General features: G+C 62.6%; 20 protein-coding genes. 6 read left to right on the top strand and 14 right to left on the bottom strand.

From position 1 onward, the window contains the following. Positions 1–4 precede the first annotated feature (4 nt). Both AC07RO_RS16390 and AC07RO_RS16385 read left to right on the top strand, forming a co-directional pair. Entirely contained in the window at positions 5–1345 is a 1341-nt protein-coding gene (locus tag AC07RO_RS16390) for an MmgE/PrpD family protein (protein WP_495086568.1), read from the top strand. Between the two features lie 17 nt (positions 1346–1362). After that, positions 1363–2244 carry an NAD(P)-dependent oxidoreductase gene (locus AC07RO_RS16385; protein WP_495086567.1) on the top strand — a complete coding sequence of 294 codons (882 nt, stop codon included), beginning with the start codon at positions 1363–1365 and terminating at the stop codon, positions 2242–2244. Between the two features lie 218 nt (positions 2245–2462). Here the strand turns inward: AC07RO_RS16385 and AC07RO_RS16380 are convergent, their stop codons facing one another. The 4 genes from AC07RO_RS16380 to AC07RO_RS16365 are packed head-to-tail and all read right to left on the bottom strand — an operon-like array spanning position 2463 to position 4256. Further along, positions 2463–2633: a DUF1289 domain-containing protein gene (locus AC07RO_RS16380; RefSeq protein WP_346625750.1), complete on the bottom strand. Its 171-nt coding sequence runs from the start codon at positions 2631–2633 to the stop codon at positions 2463–2465. A gap of 2 nt (positions 2634–2635) precedes the next feature. Beyond that, positions 2636–2992: a hypothetical protein gene (locus tag AC07RO_RS16375; protein WP_495086619.1), complete on the bottom strand. Its 357-nt coding sequence runs from the start codon at positions 2990–2992 to the stop codon at positions 2636–2638. 32 nt (positions 2993–3024) lie between these two features. After that, on the bottom strand, positions 3025–3960 hold the full coding sequence (gene dmeF, locus AC07RO_RS16370; protein ID WP_495086566.1) for a CDF family Co(II)/Ni(II) efflux transporter DmeF: 936 nt from the start codon (positions 3958–3960) through the stop codon (positions 3025–3027). 20 nt (positions 3961–3980) lie between these two features. Further along, positions 3981–4256: a metal/formaldehyde-sensitive transcriptional repressor gene (locus AC07RO_RS16365; protein WP_423574317.1), complete on the bottom strand. Its 276-nt coding sequence runs from the start codon at positions 4254–4256 to the stop codon at positions 3981–3983. Between the two features lie 287 nt (positions 4257–4543). Here AC07RO_RS16365 and AC07RO_RS16360 point away from each other — a divergent pair, with 287 nt between their 5' ends. The 3 genes from AC07RO_RS16360 to AC07RO_RS16350 are packed head-to-tail and all read left to right on the top strand — an operon-like array spanning position 4544 to position 8384. Then, on the top strand, positions 4544–5437 hold the full coding sequence (locus AC07RO_RS16360; protein WP_282368474.1) for an SH3 domain-containing protein: 894 nt from the start codon (positions 4544–4546) through the stop codon (positions 5435–5437). A gap of 20 nt (positions 5438–5457) precedes the next feature. Next, complete coding sequence (locus AC07RO_RS16355; RefSeq protein WP_495086565.1) at positions 5458–7350, top strand: hypothetical protein; 1893 nt, start codon at positions 5458–5460, stop codon at positions 7348–7350. Continuing rightward, positions 7347–8384 carry a hypothetical protein gene (locus tag AC07RO_RS16350; RefSeq protein ID WP_495086564.1) on the top strand — a complete coding sequence of 346 codons (1038 nt, stop codon included), beginning with the start codon at positions 7347–7349 and terminating at the stop codon, positions 8382–8384. Before AC07RO_RS16355 ends, AC07RO_RS16350 begins: the two co-directional genes overlap by 4 nt. Before the next feature lie 127 nt (positions 8385–8511). On the opposite strand, the gene AC07RO_RS16345 is transcribed toward AC07RO_RS16350, so the two are convergent. The 10 genes from AC07RO_RS16345 to AC07RO_RS16300 all read right to left on the bottom strand — a co-directional run bounded on the left by AC07RO_RS16345 (position 8512) and on the right by AC07RO_RS16300 (position 25288). Continuing rightward, positions 8512–9273, bottom strand: a complete 762-nt coding sequence (locus AC07RO_RS16345; protein WP_346629015.1) for a YoaK family protein — start codon at positions 9271–9273, stop codon at positions 8512–8514. 95 nt (positions 9274–9368) lie between these two features. Next, positions 9369–10091, bottom strand: a complete 723-nt coding sequence (locus AC07RO_RS16340) for a Crp/Fnr family transcriptional regulator (RefSeq protein WP_495086563.1) — start codon at positions 10089–10091, stop codon at positions 9369–9371. Positions 10092–10155: 64 nt separating this feature from the next. After that, positions 10156–18801, bottom strand: a complete 8646-nt coding sequence (locus AC07RO_RS16335; RefSeq protein ID WP_495086562.1) for a glycoside hydrolase family 94 protein — start codon at positions 18799–18801, stop codon at positions 10156–10158. A 127-nt stretch (positions 18802–18928) separates the two neighbouring features. Then, on the bottom strand, positions 18929–20305 hold the full coding sequence (locus AC07RO_RS16330; RefSeq protein WP_495086561.1) for an ATP-binding protein: 1377 nt from the start codon (positions 20303–20305) through the stop codon (positions 18929–18931). Then, the gene (locus AC07RO_RS16325; RefSeq protein WP_133770422.1) at positions 20302–20964 is read right to left on the bottom strand and encodes a response regulator; all 663 of its coding nucleotides are present in this window, start codon (positions 20962–20964) and stop codon (positions 20302–20304) included. Before AC07RO_RS16325 ends, AC07RO_RS16330 begins: the two co-directional genes overlap by 4 nt. A 10-nt stretch (positions 20965–20974) precedes the next feature. Continuing rightward, positions 20975–21616, bottom strand: a complete 642-nt coding sequence (locus AC07RO_RS16320) for a tetratricopeptide repeat protein (RefSeq protein WP_495086560.1) — start codon at positions 21614–21616, stop codon at positions 20975–20977. Further along, positions 21613–22422, bottom strand: a complete 810-nt coding sequence (locus AC07RO_RS16315) for an SDR family oxidoreductase (protein ID WP_495086559.1) — start codon at positions 22420–22422, stop codon at positions 21613–21615. Before AC07RO_RS16315 ends, AC07RO_RS16320 begins: the two co-directional genes overlap by 4 nt. Then, positions 22409–23098: an iron-containing redox enzyme family protein gene (locus AC07RO_RS16310; RefSeq protein ID WP_495086558.1), complete on the bottom strand. Its 690-nt coding sequence runs from the start codon at positions 23096–23098 to the stop codon at positions 22409–22411. Before AC07RO_RS16310 ends, AC07RO_RS16315 begins: the two co-directional genes overlap by 14 nt. Beyond that, a complete protein-coding gene (locus tag AC07RO_RS16305; RefSeq protein ID WP_495086557.1) occupies positions 23095–24576 on the bottom strand; it encodes an AMP-binding protein in 1482 nt (493 codons plus the stop codon). Before AC07RO_RS16305 ends, AC07RO_RS16310 begins: the two co-directional genes overlap by 4 nt. After that, positions 24566–25288: a thermostable hemolysin gene (locus AC07RO_RS16300; protein ID WP_495086556.1), complete on the bottom strand. Its 723-nt coding sequence runs from the start codon at positions 25286–25288 to the stop codon at positions 24566–24568. Before AC07RO_RS16300 ends, AC07RO_RS16305 begins: the two co-directional genes overlap by 11 nt. Before the next feature lie 190 nt (positions 25289–25478). On the opposite strand from AC07RO_RS16300, the gene AC07RO_RS16295 reads away from it, so the two are divergent. Then, entirely contained in the window at positions 25479–26030 is a 552-nt protein-coding gene (locus AC07RO_RS16295; protein ID WP_495086555.1) for a cytochrome b, read from the top strand. Positions 26031–26032: the final 2 nt, after the last annotated feature.

The following is a 26032-nucleotide window of genomic DNA, read 5'->3' as shown; positions in this document are numbered from 1 at the left end:
CCCCATGACTCAAACCCTAAGCCATCAACTCGCGCAGTTCATCGAACGCGCGACCTGGTCGGACATTCCCGCCCACGTACGACATGAAGCCCATCGAGCGCTGGTCAACTATTTCGCGGTGTCCCTCGCAGGCTGCAGCGACCCGGACGTCGTCAGGGCCGCGACACTGTTTTCGCGCTTCAACGGGGGTGGCGAAGCTCACTTGATTGGCCGCGCTGAGGTCATGGACATGCTCAGCGCGGCGTCGCTGAACGCCATGAGCGCCAACGTCTTCGACTACGACGACACGCACATTCCAACGATCCTGCACCCCACGGCGCCGGTGGCTGCGGCGCTGTTCGCTTTGGCGGAAACCCGCGTGATCAGCGGCGAGCAGCTGCTGCTGGCGTTCGTGCTGGGCGTCGAAGTCGAGTGCCGCATCGCCATGGCCATTTCCCCCGAACATTACCGGCGTGGTTGGCACATCACCGCGACCTGCGGCGTCTTCGGCGCGGCCGCCGCTGTCGGCAAGGTCCTGGGCCTTGATGCCCGGCAACTGGTGTGGGCGTTTGGCAATGCCAGCGCACAGGCCAGCGGGCTGGTGGAAACCCTCGGCAGCGCCGCGAAGAGCATCGGCGTCGGCAACGCCGCGCGCAATGGCCTGCTCTCGGCCTTGCTGGCAAAAGAGGGGTTCGCCGGGCCAGACCAGCCGCTGGAGGGGGAGCGGGGGTTTCTGAACGTCTTCGGCGAGCAGCCACGGCTGGACGAAATAAGCGCAGGGCTGGGCGAGCGCTGGGCCTTGTCGGCCAACACCTACAAGCCCTATCCATGTGGCGTGGTGCTCAACCCGGTGATTCAGGCTTGTCTCGAATTGGGGCGGGATCGCAGCTGGGCGCTCGAGGACATTCAGCGCATCGAACTCACGGGGCATCCTTTATTGCGCCAACGCACGGACCGGCCCGACATACGCCTTGGCCGGGAATCCCAGGTCAGCGCGCAACATGCCGTCGCCGTCAGCCTGGCGACGGGCAGGGCGGGGCTGGCCGAATTCAGCGACGCAGCGGTCAGCGATCAACGGGTGCGCGCGCTTTACGGGCGGTTGCAGTTCGTGGATGACGCCGATTACCCCGTGGAGTCGGCACAGGTGCGCATCGTCTTCCACTCAGGCTCGGTCCTCACCCGAAACCTCAACGTTTCCCTCGGCAGCCTCGATGCGCCGCTCAGTGACCAGTTTCTCGAAGACAAACTGCGCGATCTCAACGCCTATGGCCGTTCGGGGTGCGAGCCGCAACCGTTGATCGACGCGTTGTGGAAACTGGAACACTCAAACGATGCCGGTGCGCTGATGCGTCTGGCGAGTCTCTGACAGGCAGGAAATCCATCATGAGCAATCACCTACTGGGCTTCATCGGCGTCGGCGTCATGGGTCGGCCGATGGCGCGCCGGCTTCTGGAGCAGGGCCACTCGCTGGTCATCTACGACAAGGATCAAGGCGCGCTGGATGAACTCGGCGCGTTGGGTGCGCGAGTCGCGGGCAGCGTACGGGAAGTGGCCGACAGCGCCGAAATCGTCTTCACCAGCTTGCCGAGCCCGGCCATTTTCAAGGCCGTGGCGCTGGGCGCGGACGGGATCGTCGAGGGCAACAGGGTGCGCATTCTGGTGGACCTTTCCACCGTCGGTTCCCGGGCCGAGCATGAAGTCGCCCAAGGGCTGTCGGCGAAAGGCATCGACACCGTTGACGCGCCTGTCAGCGGCGGTGCAGCGGGCGCAGAAAAGGGCACGTTGGCGCTGATGGTGGCGGGCAAACCGGCGGCAGTCGAGCGAGTGCGTGCGTTGTTCGACGTGTTCGGCAAGGTGTTCATCGTCGGCGAACAGCCCGGGCAGGGGCAGTTGCTCAAGCTGCTCAACAACATGCTCTCGACCACCGCGTTCGCCATCACCAGCGAAGCCTTCGTCGCAGGCGTGAAAGGCGGGCTGGACCCCGAAGTCATGATGGCGGTGATCAACGCGGGCAGCGGCAAGAACGGCGCGACGATGGACAAATTTCCCAAACACGTCCTGCCAGGCACCTTCGACTTTGGCTTTCCGATTTCAAGCGTGTGCAAGGACATCGGATTGGCCGTTGAAGAATGCCAGGCGCTGGGCGTGCCGATGTGGCTGGGCAACGCGGCGCGTCAACTGTGGAACGTAGCCGCGCAACAGGACGGCGGCGGACGTGACCTCACCGATCTGGTGCGCACCGTGGAGGGCTGGTCGAATCGTTGAGACCTCAGCAACCGGTATGGAGCGCCTCGGTCTGGGGCCATCAGGGTCATCGCTCCCAGGCATCGCCGGTGGCGGAGAAGGGCGATGGCCTGATTCTGCAGGACGCCTGATTTTGTTGGCTTGCTCCAGGGTAAAACCTTTTGATGGGCCGTTCATGGCCCAGCTACTTGCACGCTGGACCCACGGCGGCCATTCAGGAGGAACGACCCTCCCCATGCCTATTTCAACGCTTTCAAACGCGCGCTCGCTCTTTGCACGGCCGCCATCTTTTCAGGGCGCTTCATGCGTTTCCACTTTCTGATGTCTTCCTTGGTCCGGCCACAACTCACACACAGATCACCCCTGAGCTGGCACACAGCGATGCACGGGTTTTCGATTTCCTTCGCCATCGTCAGTGATCCTTAGCCAGTCGCGTCTGCCAGTTGCCACTGTGACTGCGCTGGCATTCTTCCTCAGAATCAAAGCGGACATTGCGATCTGACAGCTTCAGATCGATGCCGGCTTCATTCAGCGCAATGGCCGTCAGCTCAAAAAGGCGAGCCTTCGCTTCAACCTGGGCGAGCTTCCTGTCCGCCAGCGTTTCGAACACCCAGATCACCTTCAGGGTTTCAGCCAACGCCTCCAGGTCAGCAAGGTGGGTCAGCCAGGTGAAGCCTTTGATTTCACCTTTTGCGGTTTCGCACGCGTCGGTCAGCGTCGCAATTAACCGACGTTCGATTCGCGCCCGTTCACGTTTGCCGGGTGGCATCGCAATTTCCTTTTGATTAGGGGCAGAGGTGCTCAATCAACCGATCGAAATTCGACCGTCAGATGCCTGACCTCATGGACCGGCTGGAGGCGTTCTCGAATGGTGTCGGCGTTCGCGGTGGCAGCGCCAAGGACGCTGACGATGGCCGCATGGGCTTGGGGGCCAACCCGCCAGACGTGCAAGTCGGTGATGGTGGCATCCCCCGGTTCTTCAACCAACTGGCGGATCTCCTCGGCCACGTGTGCGTCGGTCTGATCGAGCAATACGCCTGCGGTGACTCTCATCAAGGTCCATGCCCACCGCGCGATAACGATGGCGCCGACGATGCCCATGGCCGGGTCCAGCCACACCCAGCCCAGGTAGCGACCGGCGAGCAGTGCAGCGATGGCCAGCACCGACGTCAGCGCGTCTGCGAGGACGTGGACATAGGCCGATTTCAGATTGTTGTCGTTGCCATGATGGGCATGGTTATGGCCGTGATCATCATGGTGGTGGTCATGGTCGTGCTCATGACTGTGCCCGTGGCCTAGCAACAGGGCGCTGACGATGTTGACCATCAACCCGGCAATCGCGATGAGGGTAGCGGTGCCGAACTGAACGTCCGTTGGCTGCAAGAGGCGCATGACGGACTCGATGCCGATTCCCAGGGAAACCATACCGAGGATCAGCGCCGACGCGAACCCGCCCAGATCTCCAACCTTTCCTGTGCCGAAGCTGTAACGCTGGCTGGACGCGTTACGCTTGGCGTACCCATAGGCGGCCGCGGCGATGCCCAATGCACCGGCATGGGTGGCCATGTGAAAACCATCGGCCAGCAACGCCATCGAGCCCGTGACATACCCGGCGGCGATTTCACCCACCATCATCACAACCGTCAGGGCCACCACCCACAGTGTGCGCCGGGCATTTTCATCGTGGGCTGAGCCGAGGAACACGTGGTCGTGTCCGTAGTTGATGCTGCTGTTCATGAGTGAGCGCCGGGATATGTTCACTTGGAATAACGACGAATGGCTTCAAGAAGCTCTTCGACACCTTTGTTGCGCTCAGCGTCGCTGAGATCAGGATCCGCAATATGCGCGCGGGCGTGGTCTTCAATGATCTCCTCCATCAAGCCGTTTATGGCCCCGCGAGTGGCGGCGACAAGGTGCAGTGTCCTGGCGCAGTCGAGATCCGACTCCAATGCCCGTTCGACGGCCTGGAGTTGTCCGGCGATGCGCTTAACACGCTTGAGAAGATCGTTTTTGTTTGCTGCGATATGACCCATCGGATGCACCCCTGCCAAGACGGAATGCAGCATAGGGGTACCCCCTATCCCTATGCAAGGCTCGTTTGGAAGCGGAGCGTTGGCTGGCTGATGCAGTCGTAAAGGCTGTTGCTCCAGTCGCAGCCCGCTGTTCTTCCCCCGAACCGCCTGTCAGCCATAAAAACGGTTGTGACTCTTTTGGAATTTGTGTGTAATCCGCGCACTTCTTCAGGGATGAAGGCCAATCAACGATTTCACCGTGCTAACTCATCCCTGCATATCTCTCCTTCACCTCAGAGGACTGTGCGATGGGTTTGGCAAAAAAGGCCACTGCTGCGTTGCTCGTGTTGAGCATTGGTTTTTCATCCGGTTGCGCCACGTCGGGTCCCGACTGGGCTAACAAGGAAAACATTGGCACCGTAATCGGCGGCGCCGCTGGTGTGCTGATCGGCAGCCGCATCGGCGGCGGAGGCGGCCGAACCGCAGCGATGTTGATCGGCGGCCTGGCTGGCGCATTGTTGGGCAAAACCATCGGCGCGAAGATGGATGAAACCGACCGTCTCGCCCTCGCTGCACAAACCCAGCAAGTCCTCAACAGAAACCAGGACGGCCAGGCCGCTACCTGGCAGTCCAATCACAGCGGCAGCAGCGCGCAGATCACCCCGGTGAGTACCGAAACGCAGTCGCGGCAGGTGGCGGTAAAGCGCCTGCCGAAGATTCAGCCGGTCACCGACATGACCGTGATCAATAAACCCTACCGCACCATCAAGTCGGCCAACCTGCGCAGCGCGCCGGACAGCAGCGCCGAAAAAGTGGGTGGGTTACCCCCGAGTTCGACGTTCACCGCCTTGGGCCGCACCCACAATGACTGGATCATGGTCGGCCGCCGTGGCGTCACCGTAGGCTATGTGTATGCCCCTCTGGTGGAGGCCGTTGCGCCCAAACCCATGGCGGTTGCCAGCAGTGCTGCCACACAAGGCTCCGCCGACAACGCCACTGACCTGGACAACCTCGACGTTGCCAGCGCTGCCAAGCAAGGCGTGGACCTTGACGCCATCGATGCCAAACCGGTGGAAGACAAACTGACCGCGCAGACGACGTGCCGCACGATTACCTACGACGTCAAAGCCAAGGACAGTCAGGCTGAGAAGCAAACCGTCAAGGCCTGCCAGGCGGGTGACGGCGCTTGGGAACTGATTTGATGAGCAGCGTAAGCAAACTGTTGCCACTGACCCTGTTGGCGCTTGCCGTGTGCCCGAATGCCCATGCTGCTGCCTACCGGCTGGCCTTTTCCAAAGGCGAGAACGTCGAAGTCTTCGTGGACCATGCCGACAATCAGCCGTGGTGCACGAATCCGCTGGCGCTGCGTTTTGCCTTCGCCGGCAAGGCGGACAACGATGTCGTCGCGCGCCTGCTGCCCAAACTCGGCGGCCTGCTGGCCAGCCAGTGCCCAAGTGCTGCCACGGTGAACTGGAAAAGCTACAACGCTCAAGGCCAGATCGTTGCCAATGGGGTGGCTGCCAAGGCGGAAGAATGGTCCAGCCATGTCGTCGTGGCTGACATGCCGGCCGTGCCAGCAGCCGAGGTTGCCGCTGCGCCTGTCTCCGAGCCAAACCCGGCCCCGGTGCCGTCCGTTCCTGCACCCGTTGCTGCTGTGGCCCCAGTCCAGCCGCCAGTTCCTGCACCGGCTGTGACGGAAGATCGAGTTCCATCCCCGGCTCCTGCACCCGTTGTGGCTGCAGATCCAGTCCCACCGCCTGTGCCCGCCGCCGCAGCTCCACAACCGTCTGAATCGGCGCCGGTTCCGCCGTCCCCTGTGCCCAAAACGATCACTCCCGTGACGCCGGCTTTTGCGGTATCCGGCTGGACGCCACCGTCCGAGGCCGACGCGATCAAGGCTGCCACCTTTTTCCTGGAACTCAAAGACCAGAACGGTTGCCTGTTTCGTACCACCTACAAGCCAGACGGCGACACCCGCTTCGTGAGTGCAAAATCCACGGGTGTCACCTGCGGTTCCGATGGCTACGCTGCAGGTGAGGGTGCAGTGGTGGTGCTACGGGCAGACGGGGTGAAGCTGAAGGAATATGAAGGCAGTTTTCATCGAGGCATCCCGTTCAACAAACAAGCGCCGCAGCTTCCTATCGTAGGCTTTGATGACCAGAAAAACGCCCTGATGCTGCTCACCAGTGACCCGGCCAGTGGCATACATTATCTGCTGCGAGCGTCTTACAGCTGGAGTGGCTATTGGGATACGCGCAGTCCGGCGCTGGTGGCCGTGACCGAAAACCAGGAGCTTTTCCGCCAGCTTGAAACCATTAAGACCACGGTATTCACCGCCCTGAGCGCTCTGGACCAAGTCCAGCCGAAAACCCCGAACGTCAACTTCATCGCCGTTCGAGATGTACCGCAGGGCCTTGTGAAGAATGACCGTGACAGCTGGCTGTATGAATCCAATATCAACCGGAACTGGGGCACCAAAAGCTGGCAGTTCAACCCGCAAAACGCCAACAACTACCTGTTTATGCATGAAGCGCAGGTCGCTGAGCAACAACGCGCTGCGGACCGTCAGCGCCAGTACGAAGAGCAGAGAAAACTTGAGCAGGCCGGCTACCAGGCCCAGACCCAGCTCCAGCAGTTTGCCCAGCTGAAAACCGAAAGCAGCGACGCTAAATACATCCAGTCTCGCCTGCTGACCGACGTCAGCTATGCGCCCACTTCCGGGGGCGGCTATGCGCGGCTGGTAGCCGGCGGCAAAGCTGCTTACAGCCAGATCGTGCACATCGTCGGCAAGACGGATGGACGCTGGGAAACCGATTACCCCTATGAGTCACAACTGGACATTGTTGGCCCCAATCTGAAGCCTGAGAAGGGCTGGTTCCTGGCCAAAGGCGAGGTCACGGTGGACCCGGTCAAGCGAGACAGCGAGGACCTGCCGCTGACCCTGGTAGCGGTGACTTACCTGCAAGCCTGCGCCGAAGATGGCTGCACCGATTTGCGTGATCCGCTGAAAATCATGCGCATGCAGTTGGGCGACGACAGCTGGACGCCCGACGCGGCGCGCCAGGTATTCAAACAGGCCTGGCCTGACCGGAACATTCAGGGGGATGTGCAATGATCCAGAAAAAACTGCTTGTCCCGGCTGCGGCTGTTGCGATACTCGCTGCGGGCTACTTTGGCTTGTGTGCCTATGCCGGCAAACAGGCCCAGAAGCGCCTCGATGACTTTGTGTATGACAACCATCTCAGCGGCACAGTCAGCTGGGCCTCGGTCAGCTCCTCGCCCTTTGGCGGCAAGGTCGTGATCAAGGGCGTCGAGTTTGGCGAGGGGAAGGCGGGCGGTCTGCGCGCCGATAAAGTCATCGTGACCGACCTGATCAACAACGACAGCCGGAGTCGTGTGCGCATCGAAGCCAGCGGCATACAGGCTTCCAGCAGCTCGCTGCAAAGTTTGCAGGACCTGGGCGGAATGGCCGGCCTGATGGGGATGGGCGGTGGCTCAAGGGGCATGAATAATTTTGGCCCGTTATTAAGCAGCGGCCGCAACGAGCTCAAACCGTTCGACCTCACGCTGTTTCTGGACCTGGATGACGGCGCTACCCGCGCCACCGGTGAGACCTTTTTGGACATGCCAGACCTGTTCACCTTTAGCGCCAGCTACCGCATGGATAACGTCAAGGACCTTCACCGTACGATCAACGATTTGCAGCGCGGCGGCGAGATGGCCGTCTACGGGTTGCTCGGCGGTGCAGCACAAGGCGTGCAAGCCGCATTCGCCCGAGCTGAATTAAGCGAATTGAACGTCAGTTTCAAGGACAAGGGCATGGTCAAACGCAGCGCATTGCTCGAACAACGCTACGCCACGCCCTTGGACCCGACTGCCGGCAGTGCCGACAAACAGCGCCAGGCCTGGTTCGAGAAAAGCCTCGATAACTGGCAGAAAAGTTGTGAAAGCGGGATGCGGGAAAAAGCCCCGATGCTCAGTGATGGCTGCGAGCTGATGGTCAAACTGTTCAAAGGCAAAAACGACGGCATCCAGCTGAGCGTCGACCCCAAAGACCCGGTCCGGGTCATGGACCTGATGAGTCTGTTTGGCGGCGGCAATAGCAGGCAGGTGCTGGAGCGGCTGAATCCGGAGGTGAGCTCGCTGTAGGTTCAGCGGGACTGACACTGCTTTCTGTGATCAGGATGACGTGCGTGCTCACTTGTAGAAGCGGTTGGCAACCGTTCGGCTGCTTCGCTTGGCGTGTCGATCCTGTACGGGCACGTCTGCCGACAGGTCACCCACGCACTGCACGGCGGACATACCGCCGCACATCGTCCAGCGCAGGCACAACGGCCAGTACTCCGAGGACCAGCGAGAGCGGCACAGTGGCGATGTACCCGACGTGTTTAAACCCGTACGCACCCGCCACCCCGCCGGCGAAAAAGCTCAAGGCCAGTACGGCCAATATTTTCAGGCGCGCACGGTTCGCGAGCACTCGCGGCTGCCCGGGCGGGGTGGCGCCATTGCAGTAAAAGAGTTTGCCCAGCTCAATGCCGATATCAGTGACGATGCCGGTAACGTGCGTCGTCCTGATTTCGGCTTTGGAAACCTTGGTGATGAGGGCATTTTGCAGGCCCATGATGAAGCACAGCAGCATCACGGTCAGCGACACGATCATGCCGTCCACCGCCGCCAGCCTGGCGCCCAGAAAGCCGAAGCAGATCAGCAAAAAAGCTTCTAACAGCAGCGGTAGCGCAAACGCGCTGTGCAGGCGTCTGCGGCGGGAGTAGTTGACCATGATGGCTGAACAGGCCGCCCCTGCCATGAAGGACAGCAGGGCGCTGCCGCCGCGCACCACCAGTTCGTACGCACCCAACACCGCGTTGTCGGCCATGGACGAGACGATGCCGGTCATGTGCGAGGTGTACTGCTGAACCGCCAGAAAGCCCCCGGCATTGATGGCCCCGGCCACAAAAGCCAGGGCGAAGCCAAGGTGCCGGTTAGCGGCGGGGGTGCGTCTTCTGCCGGTCAGGCTGCGGATGTATCTGATCGCCATCAAAGGGTCCCGTGGATGCTGAAGTTCCTGAGGCCGTTTTTATCCGATCTGTGCAATCACCGTATCGAGCCTTCAAGACCCTAATGATGACCCGATCACTCACGTTGTCGGGTGTAGCTCAGCAAGCGGTCGGACTCGGCCTTCACCACTGAATAACATTCGCAGCTCAACCGTTCCAGTCGCGAGCGGTCAAGGACTTTGATCTGGCCCCGGCTGTATTCGATGATGCCCTGGCGCTGCAGTTTGCCCGCCGCCTCGGTCACGCCTTCTCTGCGCACGCCCAGCATGTTGGCCATGAGTTCCTGGGTCATGGTCAGCTGATTGCCTGCCAGCCGATCCAGCGACAACAGCAACCAGCGGCACAACTGCTGATCGATCGAATGGTGCCGATTGCACAAGCCGGTCTGTGACATTTGCGCAATCAAAGCCTGGGTGTAGCGCAGCATGAGCAGCAACAGGTCGCCGTGACGATCGAACTCTTCCTTGAGTTTATGGCCGGCCAGCCTGAACGCTCCCCCGGCACTCTGCACGACCGCGCGGCTGGACGTGCTTTCGCCGCCCATGAACACCGCGATCCCGACAAGCCCTTCGTTGCCGACCACGGCGATCTCTGCCGAGGCGCCGCTTTCGGTGACCTGCAGCAGGGACACGATCGAGTCGGTGGGAAAGTACACATGACGCAAGGTGTCCCCGGGCTCATACAACACCTCGCCCAATAGCAGATCCACCCATTCCATATGCGGCGCCAGCCGACTGAATTCTTCATCGGCCAGCGCAGCCAGCAAGTGATTGTCGATCGGCTGGGGCGCGGTGCACATACGGGAACTCCGGAAGAGGGGACGACCAACAGAGAGTACTCCAGCGCGGCGCCGGCACTGGAGGTCAATCATCGGCCGCCTTCGCGAATTCCACTGCCGCTGACGCTGCGGGCCGCGAGCCGCCGCACTCAATGCGCACCCGGCGTTCCACGCCATCATTCACCAGCGTCAGTGTGTCCCCCTCGACCGGCTCGCCATCCAGAGTCATCGAGTTGCCCTGGGCATCGCCGCGGACCACCTCGAAGTGATACTGCGTGCCTGCAAAGCGATAACTCAGGGAAAACCCGGGCCAGTCCGCCGGCATCAGAGGGTTCAGCTGCAGCAGATTGCCGGTGCGTTGAAGCCCCAGCAGCGACTCGACGCCCAATCGGTACATCCAGCCAGCGGAGCCGGTGTACCACGTCCAGCCGCCCCGTCCTGCATGGGGCGCAACGCCGTAGACATCGGCAGCCATCACATAGGGTTCGACTTTATAGGTGTCGATCCTGGCGCTGTTGAGAGGGTCGGCCGGGTTGATCATGTGCAACAGCTCCCAGGCTTTGGTCGTGTCGCCCAGCTGCGCAAAGGCCATTGCCGCCCAGACAGCCGCGTGGGTGTACTGCCCACCGTTCTCGCGCACGCCCGGCACATAGCCCTTGATGTAGCCCGGGTCTTGCAGGCCCTTGTCGAACGGGGGATCAAGCAGCAGGACCGCGCGGATGTCGGGTTTGACCAGGTACTGATCCACCGCCTGCATGGCCTGATGCTGGCGGGCGGGTGATCCGGCGCCGGACAACACCGACCAGCTCTGGGCGATGGAATCCAGCCGACACTCATCGTTGACGGAGGAGCCCAGCGGCTGCCCGTCGTCAAACCAGCCGCGGCGATACCACGCGCCGTCCCAGGCAGAGGCTTCCAGGTGGTCTCGCAGCTGTTTCGCCTGTTCGCCGCAGCGTGCTGAGAATTCGCTGTCGCCGTGACGTTCGGCGAGCCGCGCGAAGCGTTCAAGCACCTGACAACCGAAAAAGCCCAGCCAGACGCTTTCACCCCGGCCGAGATAGCCCACACGATTCATGCCGTCGTTCCAGTCGCCACTGCCCATCAGCGGCAGACCGTGTTCGCCACGGCTGAGGCTGTGCTCGATGGCGCGGACACAGTGCCGATACAGCGGCTCCTGCAGCGGCGATACTCCGGGCAAGTCGTAATAGGATTCCTCACCCGGACCCAGCGCACGCCCATCAAGGTAGCCGGCGGGTTCGTCCAGCACCGACAGATCATCGGTGACCTCGACGTAACGGCTGGTGGCGGCCACCAGCCACAGGAAATCATCGGAGCAGGCCGTGCGCACCCCTCGATTGAGGGGCGGGTGCCACCAGTGTTGAACATCGCCCTCGGCATATTGATGATTCGCGCACAGCAACAGATGCGCCCGCGCCGCCGCCGGGTCGGCATGAATCATCGCCATGCTGTCTTGCAGCTGATCGCGAAAGCCGATGGCGCCGCCCGACTGGTAATAGCCGCTGCGGGCAAGGAACCGGCAGGCGATCACTTGATACATCAACCAGCCGTTGAGCATCACATCCAGCGCCGGCACGGGCGTCTTCACCTGAACCACGGAAAGCACCGAGCGCCAGTGATCCTTCACTTTCTGCAACTCCGCCGCCGCCACCTGCACGCCTTTGTAGCGTTGCACCAACTGAGTGGCCGCCTGGGGATTTTTCTCCGCTCCCAGCCGCAAGATCACTTCCGTGCCCTGGCCGTGTGCGAGCGCCACCGTCACCTGTATCGCGGCGCACGGGTCCAGACCGCCACCGGTTTTTCCGGACAGCCCCTTATGCCGCATCGCGGCGGGAGACTGCAAACTGCCGCAACGTCCGATGAACTCGGTACGGTCCGCCGTGACACTGTGATCGACGGAGTCGGTATCGAAAAACGCCACACGCTCGCTGAATTCCACCGACCAGGCGTTGCGCGCAAACAATGCGCCGCTGGCAGGGTCCGAATGGGTGACCACGTGCATGGCTGATTTGCTGCGCAGATCGCCCAGGACCCACTCCACATAGCCCGTCACCGTCAGGTTGCGCTCACGCCCCGACACATTGCGCAGCACCAGCCTGGAGAACTTGATCGGCGCATCCAGCGCCACGTAAACCCAGAGCTCGCTCTGAATGCCGTCTTCCTCGTGCTCGAACACGGTGTAACCAAAGCCATGGCGCGTTCGGTAAGCGCCAGTGCCCGAGGCAGGTTGGGGGGTGGCTGACCAGAAATGCCCGGTGTCTTCATCCCGCAGGTAAATGACCTCGCCGACGGGGTCGCTCACCGGGTCGTTGTGCCAGGGCGTCAGGCGGTATTCGTGGGCATTTTCGGCCCAGGTGTAGGCGCTGCCGGACTCCGAGACCACTGTGCCCATCTGGGCATTGGCAATCACGTTGGCCCAAGGCGCTGGTGTGGGATGGGAGGCCGGTGCGTTGATGATGTACTCACGCCCATCCTGGCTGAATCCACCGTAGGCGTTGCTCAATGGCAGCGACATGGGCAACGGGGCAAGGGCCTTCGATGGCACTGGCATATAAAGGCGGGTCGCTACAAACGGCGCGTGCACCCGGACCACGCGGCGGCGCTGAACCTGTTCGGCAAGCGTCCCCAGTCCTTCGGAAAACACCAGGCGCGCAGCCGACAGGATCAGCGTGCGGTCCTCGTTCGACATCTGCTGCGCCATCCGCACGAATAGGCCGCCCGGCCGGTCCACCAGCGTGGCTTCGCTGCCGGAAGTGACCAGTCCCATGATCGCGTCCTGCAGTTGCTGGCGATAACCCACCTGATCTTCGTTCCAGATCAACAGATCCGTCAGCAGGCCTTTCTGGCGCCAGTAGGCGTGGGCCTGAATCATCTTCTGGACCAGCTCGATATTCTCGAGGCTTCTGACCTGCAACAGCACGATGGGAAGGTCGCCTGAAATCGACTGCCCCCACAGGCCTTGCTGATTGCGCAGGTTGGCCGCCAGCACGGTGCTGTCGGCGCGCAGGCCTGCGTTGGCGTAAATCAGTGACGAGGCCATCTGCTCAAACAAACGGGCATCGGCGGGGGAAACGTTGAGCTGACGCAGCAGCACCTGACTGTGGGTCCATGACAGATCGAAAACCCGATCCGCCAGGTGCCGATCCCGGTATTTGTTGATCAGGGAGAGGCAGTCGTCGCGACTGTCCGCGACGCCCGTCACCAGATCGATGGTGCCTTGCTGCCCGGGCTGCAAAGTGATCCGGCAGCGTATGGCGACAATCGGGTCCAGGACCGGGCCGGCGCTGCCCGACAGTTGCTCGCAGTCCGGGTCCAGCGCTGCCGGCGACTGGGTGCTGCGGCCGCGACCGATGAAGCGCGCGCGGTCGGTCTCGTAGGAAATGGCCTGAATATCCACCCCGTGAGCCGCGAGCAGGTGGCACATCCACGGCGTGTGCTCATCGCTGGCGCGGGGCCGACGACTGCAAACGATGGCTTGCAGCGGCAGCAGCAGCTCGGTCTGCACGAACAACTTGCTGAACGCCGGGTGCATGGCGTCCGTTTCCGGCGAAGCCAGCACCACTTCTGCGTAGGTAGTGATCTCCAGCGTCCTCGCAGATTCCCCTCGGTTGGTCACGTGCAGGCGGCGCAGTTCGATGTTGTCTTCAGGGGAAACGACGATTTCCATATGGGTGTCGAAACCCAGTTCCCGGGTGCGAAACTCGGCACGGGCATCGCTGAAAATAGCCTCGTGGCTCTCGGCCCGGTGCAAGGTCGGCTGAAAGGCGGTCGACCAGACGGCGCCGGTGGCAACGTCCCTCAAGTAGCAGAACGTGCCCCAGTGATCGCGAGTGGTGTCTTCCTGCCAGCGGGTGGCGGCCATGTTTTCCAGGCGGCTGTAACCCCCGCCTGCGCTGCTGAGCATGACGTGGTACTTGCCGTTGGACAGCAATTGCACCGCCGGGCGCTTGAGCCCCGGGTTGGCGAACACCCTGAGGTCATTCTCCTGGCCGGCGCCTGTATCCCCGGCGGCCGGCTGCTGGGCGGTTTGCAGGTAAGGCGCTGCCACTTTGGGCACCCGCTCTTGCAATAGCAGCAGGGCCGACTGCAGGGCAGGGTCGGATTCAAACCGCCGTTGCATGGGCTGATTGAGTAACACACTGGCCAAGGCCAGCAGACTCATGCCCTGATGGTGGGCCATGAAGGACTGCACCCAGGCATAACGCTGGCCCCTTGGCAGACGCGCTTCGGTGTAATCAATCGCTTCGTAGAATCCGTAGCGCCCGCAGGCGCCTTTGCGGGCAAGACGCTGCAGGTTTTTGCAGGCCGCCTCGGCGTCCACCATCAAGGCCAGCACGCTGGCGTAAGGCGCAACAACCACGTCGTCGCCCAGCCCGCGCTTGAGGCCCAGGGCCTGCACGCCGAACGCCCGGTACTGATAATTGAAATGCGCATCCAGCGTGTAATAACCCGATTCCGATACCCCCCACGGAATGCCCAGGCGTTTCCCGTGTTCGATCTGCACGGCCACCGCCGCCCGGCAGGTCTGGTCAAGCAGGCTGCCGTCGTAATTGGGCATGACCAGCATGGGCATCAGGTATTCGAACATCGAGCCGGACCAGGACATCAAGGTCGGTACGCCGGCGCAGTCACCGAGCAGTCGCCCGAGGGTGAACCATGCCCGCTGCGGAATCTGCCCCTGAGCGATGACCACGAAGTTGGTCAGGCGTACTTCCGACGCCAGCAGGTCGTAATAGCCGGTGTCCAGGCGACGCTCGTCGGCGTTGTAGCCGATCACGAACAAGTCGCGCTTGTGGTCATAAAGCAGGGAGAAGTCCATCTGCGCGAGATCCCCCGTCAGCAGGATCAGGCGATCGATCCGGGCGATGGCGTCAAGGGCGGCCTGGCGGACCGCGTCAATGCGCGGGTGATCCTCCGCAGCCCAGTCAGCTTCATCCAGTGTGGACAGCTCCCGCAGCGTGCGGCGACGGGGGTGTCGACCGATCGAAGGCGTGGGCAGTCGATAACGTTCGAGGGCCGCGATCCAGTCATCACACTGGGCGAGCAACGCGGTTTGCCAATATGCGCTGTCTTCGGTGCTGCCCGCCGGCATGGCCGCCACCCGAGCACGGACGGTCTGTAACGCCGTCAACAGCGCACCGGTTTCATCGGTTTCGAGGGGCTCTTCGAGCAGGGAATAGAGCGCGGTCAAGGTGCCGGCGGCGTCCGTTGTTTCGAGCAGGGTGTCCAGCGTGATGCGCAGCCCCTTGAGCATGGCAGCATCGAACACCGCAGCGTCGGGCAGCTGGATCAAACCCGCACGCAGGGTCAGCAGGTGCCCGGCCAGGTTGCCGCTGTCAACGGTGGAGATGTATTGAGGGCGCAGGGGCTTGAGGGTCTGCGTGTCATACCAGTTGTAAAAATGCTGCTGGTAACGCTCCAGGCTGTCCATGGTGTCCAGCGAAGCGGCCAAGCGCTGCAGCAGTCGGTCGGTGCTGAGATAGCCGAAGTCGTGGGCCGCCAGGTGCGCAAGCAAGGCCATGCCCATGTTGGTCGGGGAGGTCCGGTGGGCAATCACCGATTTCGGCTCTTCCTGAATATTGTCAGGGGGCAGCCAGTTATCCTGCGGGCCGACGAGTTCGTCGAAGAACGCCCACGTCCGCCGCGAGAGCACCTGCAGGAAGCGCAATGCCTCCACCGAGGGCTCGAACACGGCATTTTCCGGCATCGCGCTCAGGCGCCAGGCGATCCAGGGGCCGGCAGCCCAGGCGAGCAGGAACGGCATGGCGATCGCCAGCGCGAGCGGGTCAGTCAGCAAGCCGGCGAATCCGCAGAGGGCGAGCAGAGGGCCGATCCACATCTCGCGGTAGAGCGCCGGCAGCGGGTTTTGCGTGTTGCGCTCGACTTCGCGGGAGGGTTGCCATTGCAGCAAAAGGCGGCGGCTGAACAGGATGCGCCAGAGCGAGCGCGCAATGGCGCCCACGCTGTAATACATCTCGAACGGCAACCATGCGACGGTGGCAGCGATCTGGGCGAGGTCTTGCCCCAGACTCCGGCACAGCGCGGCCAGGTATTGCCGATAAGGCACGTTCAACGGCGGTTGCAACCCATCAGTAAGGGTCCTGAGCAGCGGTTGCATGACCAGCAGGCCAACCACCGCCAAGGTCCAGGCCAGCGGTTCACTGCTGGCGAACCAACCCCAGGCCAGCATCAGCAACACGGCCGCCGGCTCCAGGCTGCGGCGCAGGTTGTCGAGGATTTTCCAGCGGGCCATGACGTCGAGACGGTTGCGTGCCCATTCGCCGCGCGTATTCAGGGTCCAGGGCAGGATCCAGGGGATCAGTTGCCAGTCGCCGCGAATCCAGCGATGACGTCGTTTGACGTCCACGCTGTAGCGAGACGGGTATTGCTCGTACAACTGCACGTCGCTGAGCAGGCCCGACCGGGCGTAGCAGCCCTCGATCAAATCGTGACTGAGAACCTGGTTGTCCGGCAGACAGCCCTCCAGCGCACAGGTGAACGCATCGACATCGTAGATGCCCTTGCCAATGAAGGAGCCCTGTTTGAACAGGTCCTGATAAATGTCCGAGACCGCCCGGGTGTAGGGGTCAACGCCGCCGCCACTGCCGAACAGGCGCGAATAGATCGAGCGGGGGGTGCTGGTCAGGCTGATGCCGACCTGGGGTTGCAGCAGCGCGTACCCGGAAATGACACGCGCACGGCTTGCATCGAACACCGGGCGGTTGAGCGGATGCATCATCGCGGCCACACACTGGCGGGCCACCTCGCCCGGCAGCAGGGTGTCGGTGTCAAGGGTCAGCACATAACGCACCGTACCAAGGGCCGAGGTGTCACCCACGATGGTGGTGAAACGGTCTTCGCCCGCGCCACGCAGCCACGCGTTGAGGTCGGTCAGCTTGCCGCGTTTGCGCTCGTGGCCCATCCACGCGTGTTCACTGGCGCTCCAGCGGCGAGGGCGGTGAAGCAGGAAAAACCGCGCCGGCAATTCGTCCGCATACTTGCCGTTGAGCCGATTGATCGCCTCTGCGGCATAGGCGAGCAGGTCGGCATCCGGCGCTTGCACTTCAGTGGGTGAATCGAGGAAATCGGTCAGCAGCGCGAAGAAAAGATTGCTGTCGCGATTGGCCAGGAACCTGACCTCCAGGCCTTCGACCAATTCGTCGACGTCCGGGCGCGAACCGATCAGCGTCGGAACGGCGACCAGCGTGCGCGCCTCATCGGGAATGCCGTCGGCGTAATCCATCTTCGGCAGCATGGCGGGCAGCAGGCTGAACGTGACCAGCCAGTTGATGAGGCTGAAGGCCAGGCGACTGGTCATGACCAGGCAAGGCACTGCCAGTGCGATGAGCGCGAGATCAGGCAGTCCGTCACGGTGTGCCGAGGACAGCAGCGGCAGCGCAAAAATAATCGTCAGGGCACCGGCGGGGGCCAGGTAAAACGTCAGCGGTGAGCTTTGCAGCAGGCGTTTCCAGCGTTCGTGAAAGGGCACACGGGCGCCGAGGTTTTCTTCAAGAACGCCGATTCCGGGGCCCACCAGGAAAAACCCGATATGGCGGGTGAGACCGTCTCCGGCTGAAGCATTCCGGTGTTCCCGGGACAGCGCTACAACGGTCTGCGCGACGGACATCTCAGTGCGTCCACTGCGCCGGGCCAGCCGTTCGATGACGTGGCGATAGCTGTCGCGGGTGGCGAAGTCCATGCGCGGATAGACCTCGGCCGGGTCCTGTTGGAGGGTCTGCTCCACATGGCTCATGGCTTCGACAAACTCACGCCAGGGGGTCGCTGACAGCAGGCGCAGGCTCGCGATGCTGTTGCTGATGGACATCTGATCCGCAGACTGCTGCTGCGCATCGAATTGCACCTGCCGCTCGATACTCGAACCGGTCTCGGCGAGCAACTGCTCGATCCAGTTGAGCGGCAGCGCCAGGGCAGCGCTTTGACCCTGCAGCCGGCGGGCGAACTCGGCAACGAATGCAGCGGTCATGGGCGGGGCAGAATGGGCCATGTCAGCGACGCTCAGCACCACGCTTTTCACATCGTGCTCGGACACCTCGATGAGCCGCTCGGCCCAGTCATCGGCCAGATTACGATCGTCCCAGTTGGCCATGACCCGTGAGGCCACCCGCCGCAGGTTCTCGATCAAGGCCAGGCGCAGCATGATCGGAATGGCCCACAACTCGCCCAGCGTCAGCGGCATGACCGTCTGATAAGAGACGACGAAGCGCTTGAGGCTCAATTCGTCAAAGCGGCCATCACCGTGGGAAATCGTCTCAAGGGCAATGTCATAAACCCTCGGCAGGCCGCTGGAAGGCCCATTGCACAGGCGCGGCAACTCACGGCTGTAACCCTTGGGCAGGTGGGACCGTGCGGTGCGGATGTGATCTTCGATGAGGAAAAAATTATCGAGCAGCCACTCGGCGGCAGGGGTCATACGGCGCTCGGACGCCTGGGCTTGAGTCAACGCACTGCAGCTCTCCTTGAGCAATGCCTCGTTGTCATCCAGCCTGCCCAGCAGAAAGTCCCGCGTGGTGACTGCGCCGAGCTGATGCTGGGTGGCCAGGGCAATGCCGTGGCTGGCCATCTGGTCGGCGTTGAACAGTTCGGCGCGCAGCAGCCGTTCGTAGGCGAACGCAAGCTTCGGATGGGTCCCGGCGCGACCCGCCAGCCTGACCCGGGAGATCGCCTGTTTGGTGCGTGTCCATGTGCTCGTCATTAGTTTCCCTTAAATGACTTGCACTCCGGCGGACGCAGCGTGTTGGGCGGTGTGCACAGCGGAGCGCCGGCACCGATGTGCCCTGGTGAACGAAGCGTTCAAGCCACGACAGTGTGAGTACGCTTTCTCAGGGCTGTCTGTTCGCTGGCGCACATAGCGTCGCGCGCAGGCCTTTTCCTGCGCGGTTCTCCAGGATGATTTCACCGCCGAGGCGTCGTGCAATCGATTGCACGATGGTCAGGCCCAGCCCGGCCCCCTGATCGTTGCCGCGACTGTAGAACCGCTCGAAAAGACGCTCCCGCTCGGCTTCGTCAATGCCGGGTCCCTCGTCCGCAACGCTGAGCTGGAAATAGCCATTGCTCACCCCCAGGGTGACGACCACCTGACCGTTCAAGGGCGAAAAATTGACCGCATTGGTGACCAGGTTTTGCAGGGCAATGTCGATGGCGGCGAAATCGGTTCTTACCATCAGGGAAGGTTCATCGCAGTCGAACACCAACTCCAGCCCCCGGCTCAATACCCACGGCGTCATTTGCACCAGGCTCTCGCGGACAGCTGCGACGATATCGGCATTGCGGGTGAGCACCGCGCCGGCACCGGGTTCCATCCGGGCGACGGTCAGCAACTGATTGACAAGCCGTGTCGTGCGGTCGACGCCGACGATGAGGTAACTCAGGGACTGGTCGCGCTGTGCCTCATCGTGTGCCTCCAGCACGTTTTGCGCATGCACACGCAGCACCGCCAGCGGGGTGCGCATTTCATGGGCGGCGTCGGCGATGAAGCGCCGTTCGCGGCTCAGCACCTCCTGAATCTGTCCAAGCAATCTGTTCAGGGCCGCTTGCATGGGCTCCAGCTCGCTGGGCAGCGGGGCCAGCTGCAAGGGTTCGAGGGAGCCCGGATGACGACCGCGCAGCGTGGCGGCCAGATCGGCCAGCGGCTTGAGTCCCCAGCCAATGGCCAGCCAGATCGCGCCCATCAGCAGCAGGCTGCCGATCAGATTGGGGATCACCGTGTGGCGAACGATGCGGTTGACCAGGTCCGAGCGCACGTCGTCGCGCTCGCCGACCCAGATCAGCAGGTCGTGTTGCTCGTCCCTGAGCACGAAGGTGCGCCACTCATGTTTGCCCAGATCATTGATGTCGCTGAAGCCGTTGTACTGCGGCGCACGGGTCAGGCTCGGCGCGCTGGGGGTGTGCACCAGCAGCCGGCCTTGAAGGTCCCAGACCTGAAAGGCGATTTTGCTCTCGTAGGGGTGGCCGTCGATTCGGGGTTCGGCCTGAGCCAGGGCCTCATTGAACGCCTGGTACAATTGCGCGTGCTCCTGCCGCGCCAGGGGCATGCGCATCACGCCCTGCAGCAACCGGGCATTGGTGGCGAGCTGGGCATCGTAGACTTCGGCGATTTCGTGGTTGCTGTCATGGAGGTTGACCAGCGTCAGGATCAACAGCCCGATCAGCACCAGTCCGAGGATCAGGGTCAGCGTGCGGCGACGGATCGACGTCACGGGCGATCCTCCACCAGGTAGCCGACGCCGCGTACGGTGCGGATCAGCTCGCTGGAGAACTTCTTGCGCAGGTGATGGATGTGCACTTCGAGGGTGTTGCTCTCTGCTTCTTCGTTCCAGCCGTACAGCAACTGCATCAAGCGTTCGCGGGTCATCACCCGGCCCGGTGGCGAGAGCAGTTCATACAACAGCTGGTATTCCTTGGGGGTGAGGGCGACGGGTTCGTTCTTGTAACTGACTTGCTGGGTGGCCGGGTCCAGGCGGATGCCCGCGTGCTCGATTGTGACCCGCGCGCGGCCGGCACTGCGCCGCAACAGCGCCCGCAGGCGAGCCTTGAGTTCTGACAGGTCGAAGGGCTTTATCAGGTAATCGTCGGCCCCCGCGTCGAGGCCGGCAATGCGGTCCTCGGTGGCGTCCCGTGCCGTCAGGATCAGCACCGGCAGCGCCGAGCCGCTTTCCCGCAGGCGCCGCAACACTGCCAGGCCGTCCAGCCTGGGCAATCCAAGATCGAGAATGGCCAGGTCGAAGACTTCGCTCAACAAGGCATGGAGGGCGCTGGCGCCATCTTTCACCCAGTCCACCGTGTAGCCTTCGCGACTCAACGCCTGATGAATGCCCTCGCCGAGGGCAACATCGTCTTCAACCAGCAGCAAACGCATGAATGCTCCGTCATTTCAGTTTTTTGTTTACGTCCACCAGCAATAGCTGGATATCTTTACGGCGTCCACTGTCCGCCACTTCGCGGCCGGGGCGGGGTGCGGCGAGCAAAGCCTTTTCCAGCGCTTCCTTCGCCTGAGCGTAGTGGCCCTGGCGGTAGAGATGATCGCCCCAGAAATAAAGCGGATCGATACCGTCAGGATTGAGCTTCAGCGCCTGCTCCAGCAGTCCTTGTGCCTTATCCGGGTCGCCGAACCCGATCGGCCATCCCGGCACGCGATCATAAAGCGCTGCCAGGCTGGCGTAGGCGGAGCCTTGCAAGGCATTGGGGTCCAGCGTCATGGCTTTTTCGAGATCGGCTTTCGCGGTTTTCACCTTGCTCAACGCACCGAGCCCGCCCTGGGCACCGGCCCAACTGCTGGTGACAATGCCCGACCATATCCAGGCCTCGGCGACGGCGGGACGCTGCTGGGTAAAAGCGGAGGACTTGGCGGCCAACTGTTCGAATGCAGCAACGCGCTGATCGTCCGGCAACTGGTATTGAATTCGCGCCCACTCCTGCTGAATCCCGGTCAGGCGTTGCTGGTCAGGGGCATCCAGTGCCCACACGGGCAGGGCGAGTGTGGCGAGCAGTACGACGAGTAGACGTTTCATGGTTTGGTGCTCTTTTCGAAGGGGGCGCTGCTGAGTCGGCGAATGAGGGGCAAGTGTTTGCGCAGGCCACGGTCCACCACGGCGGGCAGCAGGCTGTTGAGGCGGACAAAGAACTGTTCTGGCCAACCCATATAAAGCTCGCGCTGATTACCCACGATCGCACGGACAACGGCGGCGGCGACCGTCTGCGGATCGTCCTCGGCGGTTTTCAGTGCAGAGTTGAGCGCGCGCGCGGCAGGACTGTTCATCGTGGTGCGGGTGGCGCGCGGGGCGACGTACAACACGCCGACCCGCGTATCCGCCAGCTCACGGCGCAGGGCTTCGGAAAACCCCCGCAGCGCGAACTTGCTCGCGCAATACGTGGCGTAACCGGCATAGCCGATCGAGCCATAGGTCGAACCGACGTTCACCACCATGGCGCGGCTGGCCTGGCGCAGCAGTGGTAATAACAGGCTGGTGAGCTGAATCGGCGCGTTCAGGTTGATGTCGAGCATCGAATCGATCTCGGGCCCAGGCAACTGTTCCAGCATGGCGAAATGATTGATACCGGCGGCGTTGATCAGCAGGTTGACCCCTTCCATCGCCTGCGCGGTCATCAGCACGTGCTGACGACCTTCGGCGGTGGTCAGATCGGCCTTCACCCAGTGCAACAGATGCGGGTACTGCTGTTGCAATGGCAACAGCGGCTCCTGATGGCGGCAGACGGCGAGCACTTCGGCGCCATGGCTGCACAGCGCCTGGGCAATGGCCATGCCGATGCCGCCACTGGCCCCGGTCAGGACGACGCGGGTTTCAGACAGACGCATGGGCGAGTTCCTTCACGGGTTCGGCGTGTACGAGGGGCAACTGGCGGAACATCTCGGTGTACAAGCCGTACACCACTTTCGAGGCCTTGATCACGGCCGCCTGATCCTCCGGATCTTCGAGACGGTCCATCAGCGCGCGGTAGGTCTCCATGTGGCCGACATCGAGGCTGCCATGGGAACTCAGGTAACTGAACGCAGTGGCCGGTAATGCCAGGCGCTGCTGAATGCTGCCGGCGGCATGGGTCGCCAGGGCGATGCTGGTGCCTTCCAGCACGTTGACCATGCCGAACAGTCCCACCGGGTTGCCCCGCGCGATGAGATCGTAGAGGTACGCGACCATGAGCTCGATGGGCAGACCAGGCGTGCCGTAACGCACGGCATCGGCATCGCCACCGCAGGCGCGCAGGTCGTTGAGGATCCACTGCTCGTGGCCGTATTCGTCCTCAATGTACTCGCAGACCGCGCCACGCAGCCATTCCAGCCGGGCAGGCAGGCGCGCGCCACAGGCCATCATCAATGGCACGGTGTGCCGCACGTGGTAGTAGGCCTGGGTCAGGAAGGCGCGATAGCTCTCCAGCGAGACCTCACCGTGCAGCGCCTCATGGATGACGGGCAGATTGAACAAGGTCTCGCGCTCGGTGCGGGTGGCGTCTTGCAGGGTTTCGAAAAAACTCATGATTGAAGGTCCTTTGCTCGCGTGGGCTCAGTGAACAGATGTCGATAATTCGCCAGAATGGCGTCGCGCCGGGGTCGGCCGTTGGCGGTGGCCATGCCGTTGGCGGTGGTGAAAGGCTGATCGAGACGCGTCCAGTTGTGGACGCGTGCGTAGTCGGGCAGCGCCTGGTTGGCCTGGGCGACAGCGCTGTGTATTTGCGCGTCGGTGGTGTCCGGGCGCAGTGGCCACAGCAGCGCATGATTGCGAGGCAGGGCTTCGCCGTAGACAAACGCCTGAGCGATCCGACCGCGTTGGGTCAGTTCGGCCTCGACCCACTCAGGGTTGACGTTGCGACCATAGCTGGTCACGAACTGATGCTTCTTGCGGCCGTGAAGGTAGAGATAGCCGTTGGCGTCGAATTCACCGAGATCACCGCTCGGCCACCACTCGGGTGTGGGTTCCGCGTCGCCGAGATAGCCCAGCATCCGCGACCCGCCAATCAGGACCTCGCCGTCTTCGGCCAGGCGTATCTGCACATGGGGCAAGGGTTTGCCGACGCTGCCGGGATGGTGGGCGTCGGGGCGGTTGAGGGCCACGACCGACGCGCACTCCGACAGGCCGTAGCCTTCGTACACCGGAATGCCGAGGGCTTCGGCGCGCAGCAAGAGTTCATGGGTGACCTTGGCGCCGCCCACTGCGATGAAACGCAACGCTGCCGGGTTAAACGCGTTCATCTCGCAAGCGCTGACCAGCAGCAGCAACAGCTGCGGGACCAGGATCATGCTGTGGGGCTGGCGCACCGCCAACGTCGACAGCAGGCGCGGCAACTCCACGCCACTCGCCCCTTGGATGCCCAGGGTTCGCTGACTCGGCAGACTCAGCATGGCCCCGGCGTAAAGCGCGGCGTAGCAGCCAACGTTTTCGAGCAGGATCGCCAGAGGCAAGAGTGAAAGGTGGTGGGCGGGCTGGCGAGATTCGCTGGCGCGCTGCAGCTCGAATGCCACGGCGAGTACGCTTGCGGCGTCCAGGCAGACACCTTTGGGGGTGCCGGTCGTGCCAGAGGTAAAGGTGAGCTTTGCCGTCCCGACGGGCAGGGGCGACGGCTGACGGTTCACGCGCCGCCAGAATCCCTCCTCATGACGGAATGCCGAGGGAGCGAGTTCACTAAAGTAGCCGTCGTCAGCAATGACCACGTCGGCCAGACTCTGCTCCAGGCAATGACGGCGCTGGGCGGCGCTGAAGAACGGCGGCAGCGTCACACAGGCCAGGCCTGCGAACAGAATCGCCAGGTCCCAAATCAGCAGGTCCGGGCCATTCTCAAGGGCGAGGGCCACGACCCGGGCGTCCAGGTCCTTGAGCCTCTCCTGACGCAGATTGATTTCTGCGTCCAGCTCGGCATAGCTCAATTTCAGGTCATCGCCCCACAGTGCACACGCATCGGGCTGCGCGGCGGCGAGGTCAGTGATGCGCTGGCGGAAGCCGGTCAGTTCAGGCGACATGGCAACTGTCCTCCAGTGTCAGGGGTAATCCGAAGCGTTCAAACACGCCGCTGCTGCTCAAGTGCAGGAAGCCTGCGCGGATGTCTCCCACGTGCACGCTGGGTTGAGAATCGTAGTAATTGCCCCACGCGTGCCTGTCGTCACCCAGGCGCAGAGGGTCGGCAACGCAAAGCGTAAGGGGTCGCAGGCCAAGGCGATTGAAGCTGTTCACCAGTCCGGCGTTGCCGGTGAATGCCACCCATTCCAGGCCGCTCATGGCGAGCAGCCAGGTCACAGTGATGATGCTCAGTCGCGCGCTGCCCAGGTTGCTGGCGGCGAGGTTGCCCACTTCGACGATGCCCTGACGGTCCACTGGCCTGCCGGCGCTGGTTTCGATCATCTGCTCGACAGGCTGATCCAGATAGTTCTCCAGGAACAGCGTCCCGGAGGTCGCCACCCGCACGCCGGCCACGGCGCAGAGGGTGCCTGTGTTGTCGTGGAGTCCAAACAGCTCCGGCATGAAGCTACGGATCTCGGCGTTGTGGGCCTGGCGAAAGCGATGCTGGATGAACGTCTCGTAGGCGTCGCGCAGTGGCTCCTGAGTCAAGGCACGATTGAGCGTGAGGGGCGGTGATTGCGCAGTGCCGAATCCCATAGGCAGGCAATCCAGAGGCAGCGCACCGGACGGCATTGAGTGCTGTGGTAATCGGTTATTCCAGTCCAGACCCTGCATGGGTGTGGCTCCTCCCCAGTGGTGATGGGGTGGAGTATCGGTGTCGATTCTTAACGAAGTCTGAAGGTAGAGAAATTCATCTGGCCTGGCGTTTTCGCAACCTGCGCGACGTCTTCAGACTGCCTTAAGACAGTGGCCTCAAGGTGCGCGGAAATCAGCAACATCCTCCCACTCAGCGAGCGCCCCCAACATGATCTCAACCCCACACCGATACGCCAGACTGTCGATGTCCCTGCACTGGTTGATGCTGGCGTTGTTCGTCGGCGTTTACGCCTGTATCGAGCTTAAGGGGTTCGCCCCTCGAGGAAGCACGTTGCGCTCGCTGTTGTCAGGCATGCACGGCATGTTCGGTCTGTCGATATTTGCACTGGTCTGGCTGCGTTTGCTGGGCAGGCTGATGTACCAGGCGCCACCCATCACGCCGGCCCCTCGTACCTGGCAGCTCAGAATGGCCCACCTCGTTCATGGGCTGCTGTACGCACTGATGATCGCGACACCGGTGCTGGCCTGGCTGATGCTGGCGGCGGGTAGCAAGCCGATGCCGTACTTCGGCTTCTTCCTGCCCGCGCCCGTGTCCGTCGACCCTGAGTTGGCCAGACAAATCAAAGGCTGGCACGAGTGGGCCGGGAATCTGGGCTATTGGTTGATCGGCGTACACGCGGCAGCGGGGCTCTTTCATCATTACCTTGTCCGCGACAACACCCTGCGCCGCATGCTGCCGTGGACGGGCGAAAAGCGTTAAGC

The organism is Pseudomonas sp. GW821-FHT07F05 (assembly GCF_059418765.1).
The sequence above is the reverse complement of the archived record's forward strand: the minus strand, read 5'-3'. Positions and strand labels throughout refer to the sequence as shown.

Excerpts from the sequence above, each read along its gene's own strand:
- AC07RO_RS16295 (WP_495086555.1), top strand. The coding sequence starts at position 25,479 with ATGATCTCAACCCCACACCGATACGCCAGACTGTCGATGTCCCTGCAC.
- AC07RO_RS16385 (WP_495086567.1), top strand. The coding sequence starts at position 1,363 with ATGAGCAATCACCTACTGGGCTTCATCGGCGTCGGCGTCATGGGTCGG.
- AC07RO_RS16360 (WP_282368474.1), top strand. The coding sequence starts at position 4,544 with ATGGGTTTGGCAAAAAAGGCCACTGCTGCGTTGCTCGTGTTGAGCATT.
- AC07RO_RS16340 (WP_495086563.1), bottom strand. The coding sequence starts at position 10,091 with ATGTGCACCGCGCCCCAGCCGATCGACAATCACTTGCTGGCTGCGCTG.
- AC07RO_RS16350 (WP_495086564.1), top strand. The coding sequence starts at position 7,347 with ATGATCCAGAAAAAACTGCTTGTCCCGGCTGCGGCTGTTGCGATACTC.
- AC07RO_RS16375 (WP_495086619.1), bottom strand. The coding sequence starts at position 2,992 with ATGCCACCCGGCAAACGTGAACGGGCGCGAATCGAACGTCGGTTAATT.
- AC07RO_RS16320 (WP_495086560.1), bottom strand. The coding sequence starts at position 21,616 with ATGAAACGTCTACTCGTCGTACTGCTCGCCACACTCGCCCTGCCCGTG.
- AC07RO_RS16300 (WP_495086556.1), bottom strand. The coding sequence starts at position 25,288 with ATGCAGGGTCTGGACTGGAATAACCGATTACCACAGCACTCAATGCCG.
- AC07RO_RS16380 (WP_346625750.1), bottom strand. The coding sequence starts at position 2,633 with ATGGCGAAGGAAATCGAAAACCCGTGCATCGCTGTGTGCCAGCTCAGG.
- AC07RO_RS16315 (WP_495086559.1), bottom strand. The coding sequence starts at position 22,422 with ATGCGTCTGTCTGAAACCCGCGTCGTCCTGACCGGGGCCAGTGGCGGC.
- dmeF (WP_495086566.1), bottom strand. The coding sequence starts at position 3,960 with ATGAACAGCAGCATCAACTACGGACACGACCACGTGTTCCTCGGCTCA.
- AC07RO_RS16305 (WP_495086557.1), bottom strand. The coding sequence starts at position 24,576 with ATGTCGCCTGAACTGACCGGCTTCCGCCAGCGCATCACTGACCTCGCC.
- AC07RO_RS16335 (WP_495086562.1), bottom strand. The coding sequence starts at position 18,801 with ATGACGAGCACATGGACACGCACCAAACAGGCGATCTCCCGGGTCAGG.
- AC07RO_RS16390 (WP_495086568.1), top strand. The coding sequence starts at position 5 with ATGACTCAAACCCTAAGCCATCAACTCGCGCAGTTCATCGAACGCGCG.
- AC07RO_RS16365 (WP_423574317.1), bottom strand. The coding sequence starts at position 4,256 with ATGGGTCATATCGCAGCAAACAAAAACGATCTTCTCAAGCGTGTTAAG.
- AC07RO_RS16325 (WP_133770422.1), bottom strand. The coding sequence starts at position 20,964 with ATGCGTTTGCTGCTGGTTGAAGACGATGTTGCCCTCGGCGAGGGCATT.
- AC07RO_RS16310 (WP_495086558.1), bottom strand. The coding sequence starts at position 23,098 with ATGAGTTTTTTCGAAACCCTGCAAGACGCCACCCGCACCGAGCGCGAG.
- AC07RO_RS16345 (WP_346629015.1), bottom strand. The coding sequence starts at position 9,273 with ATGGCGATCAGATACATCCGCAGCCTGACCGGCAGAAGACGCACCCCC.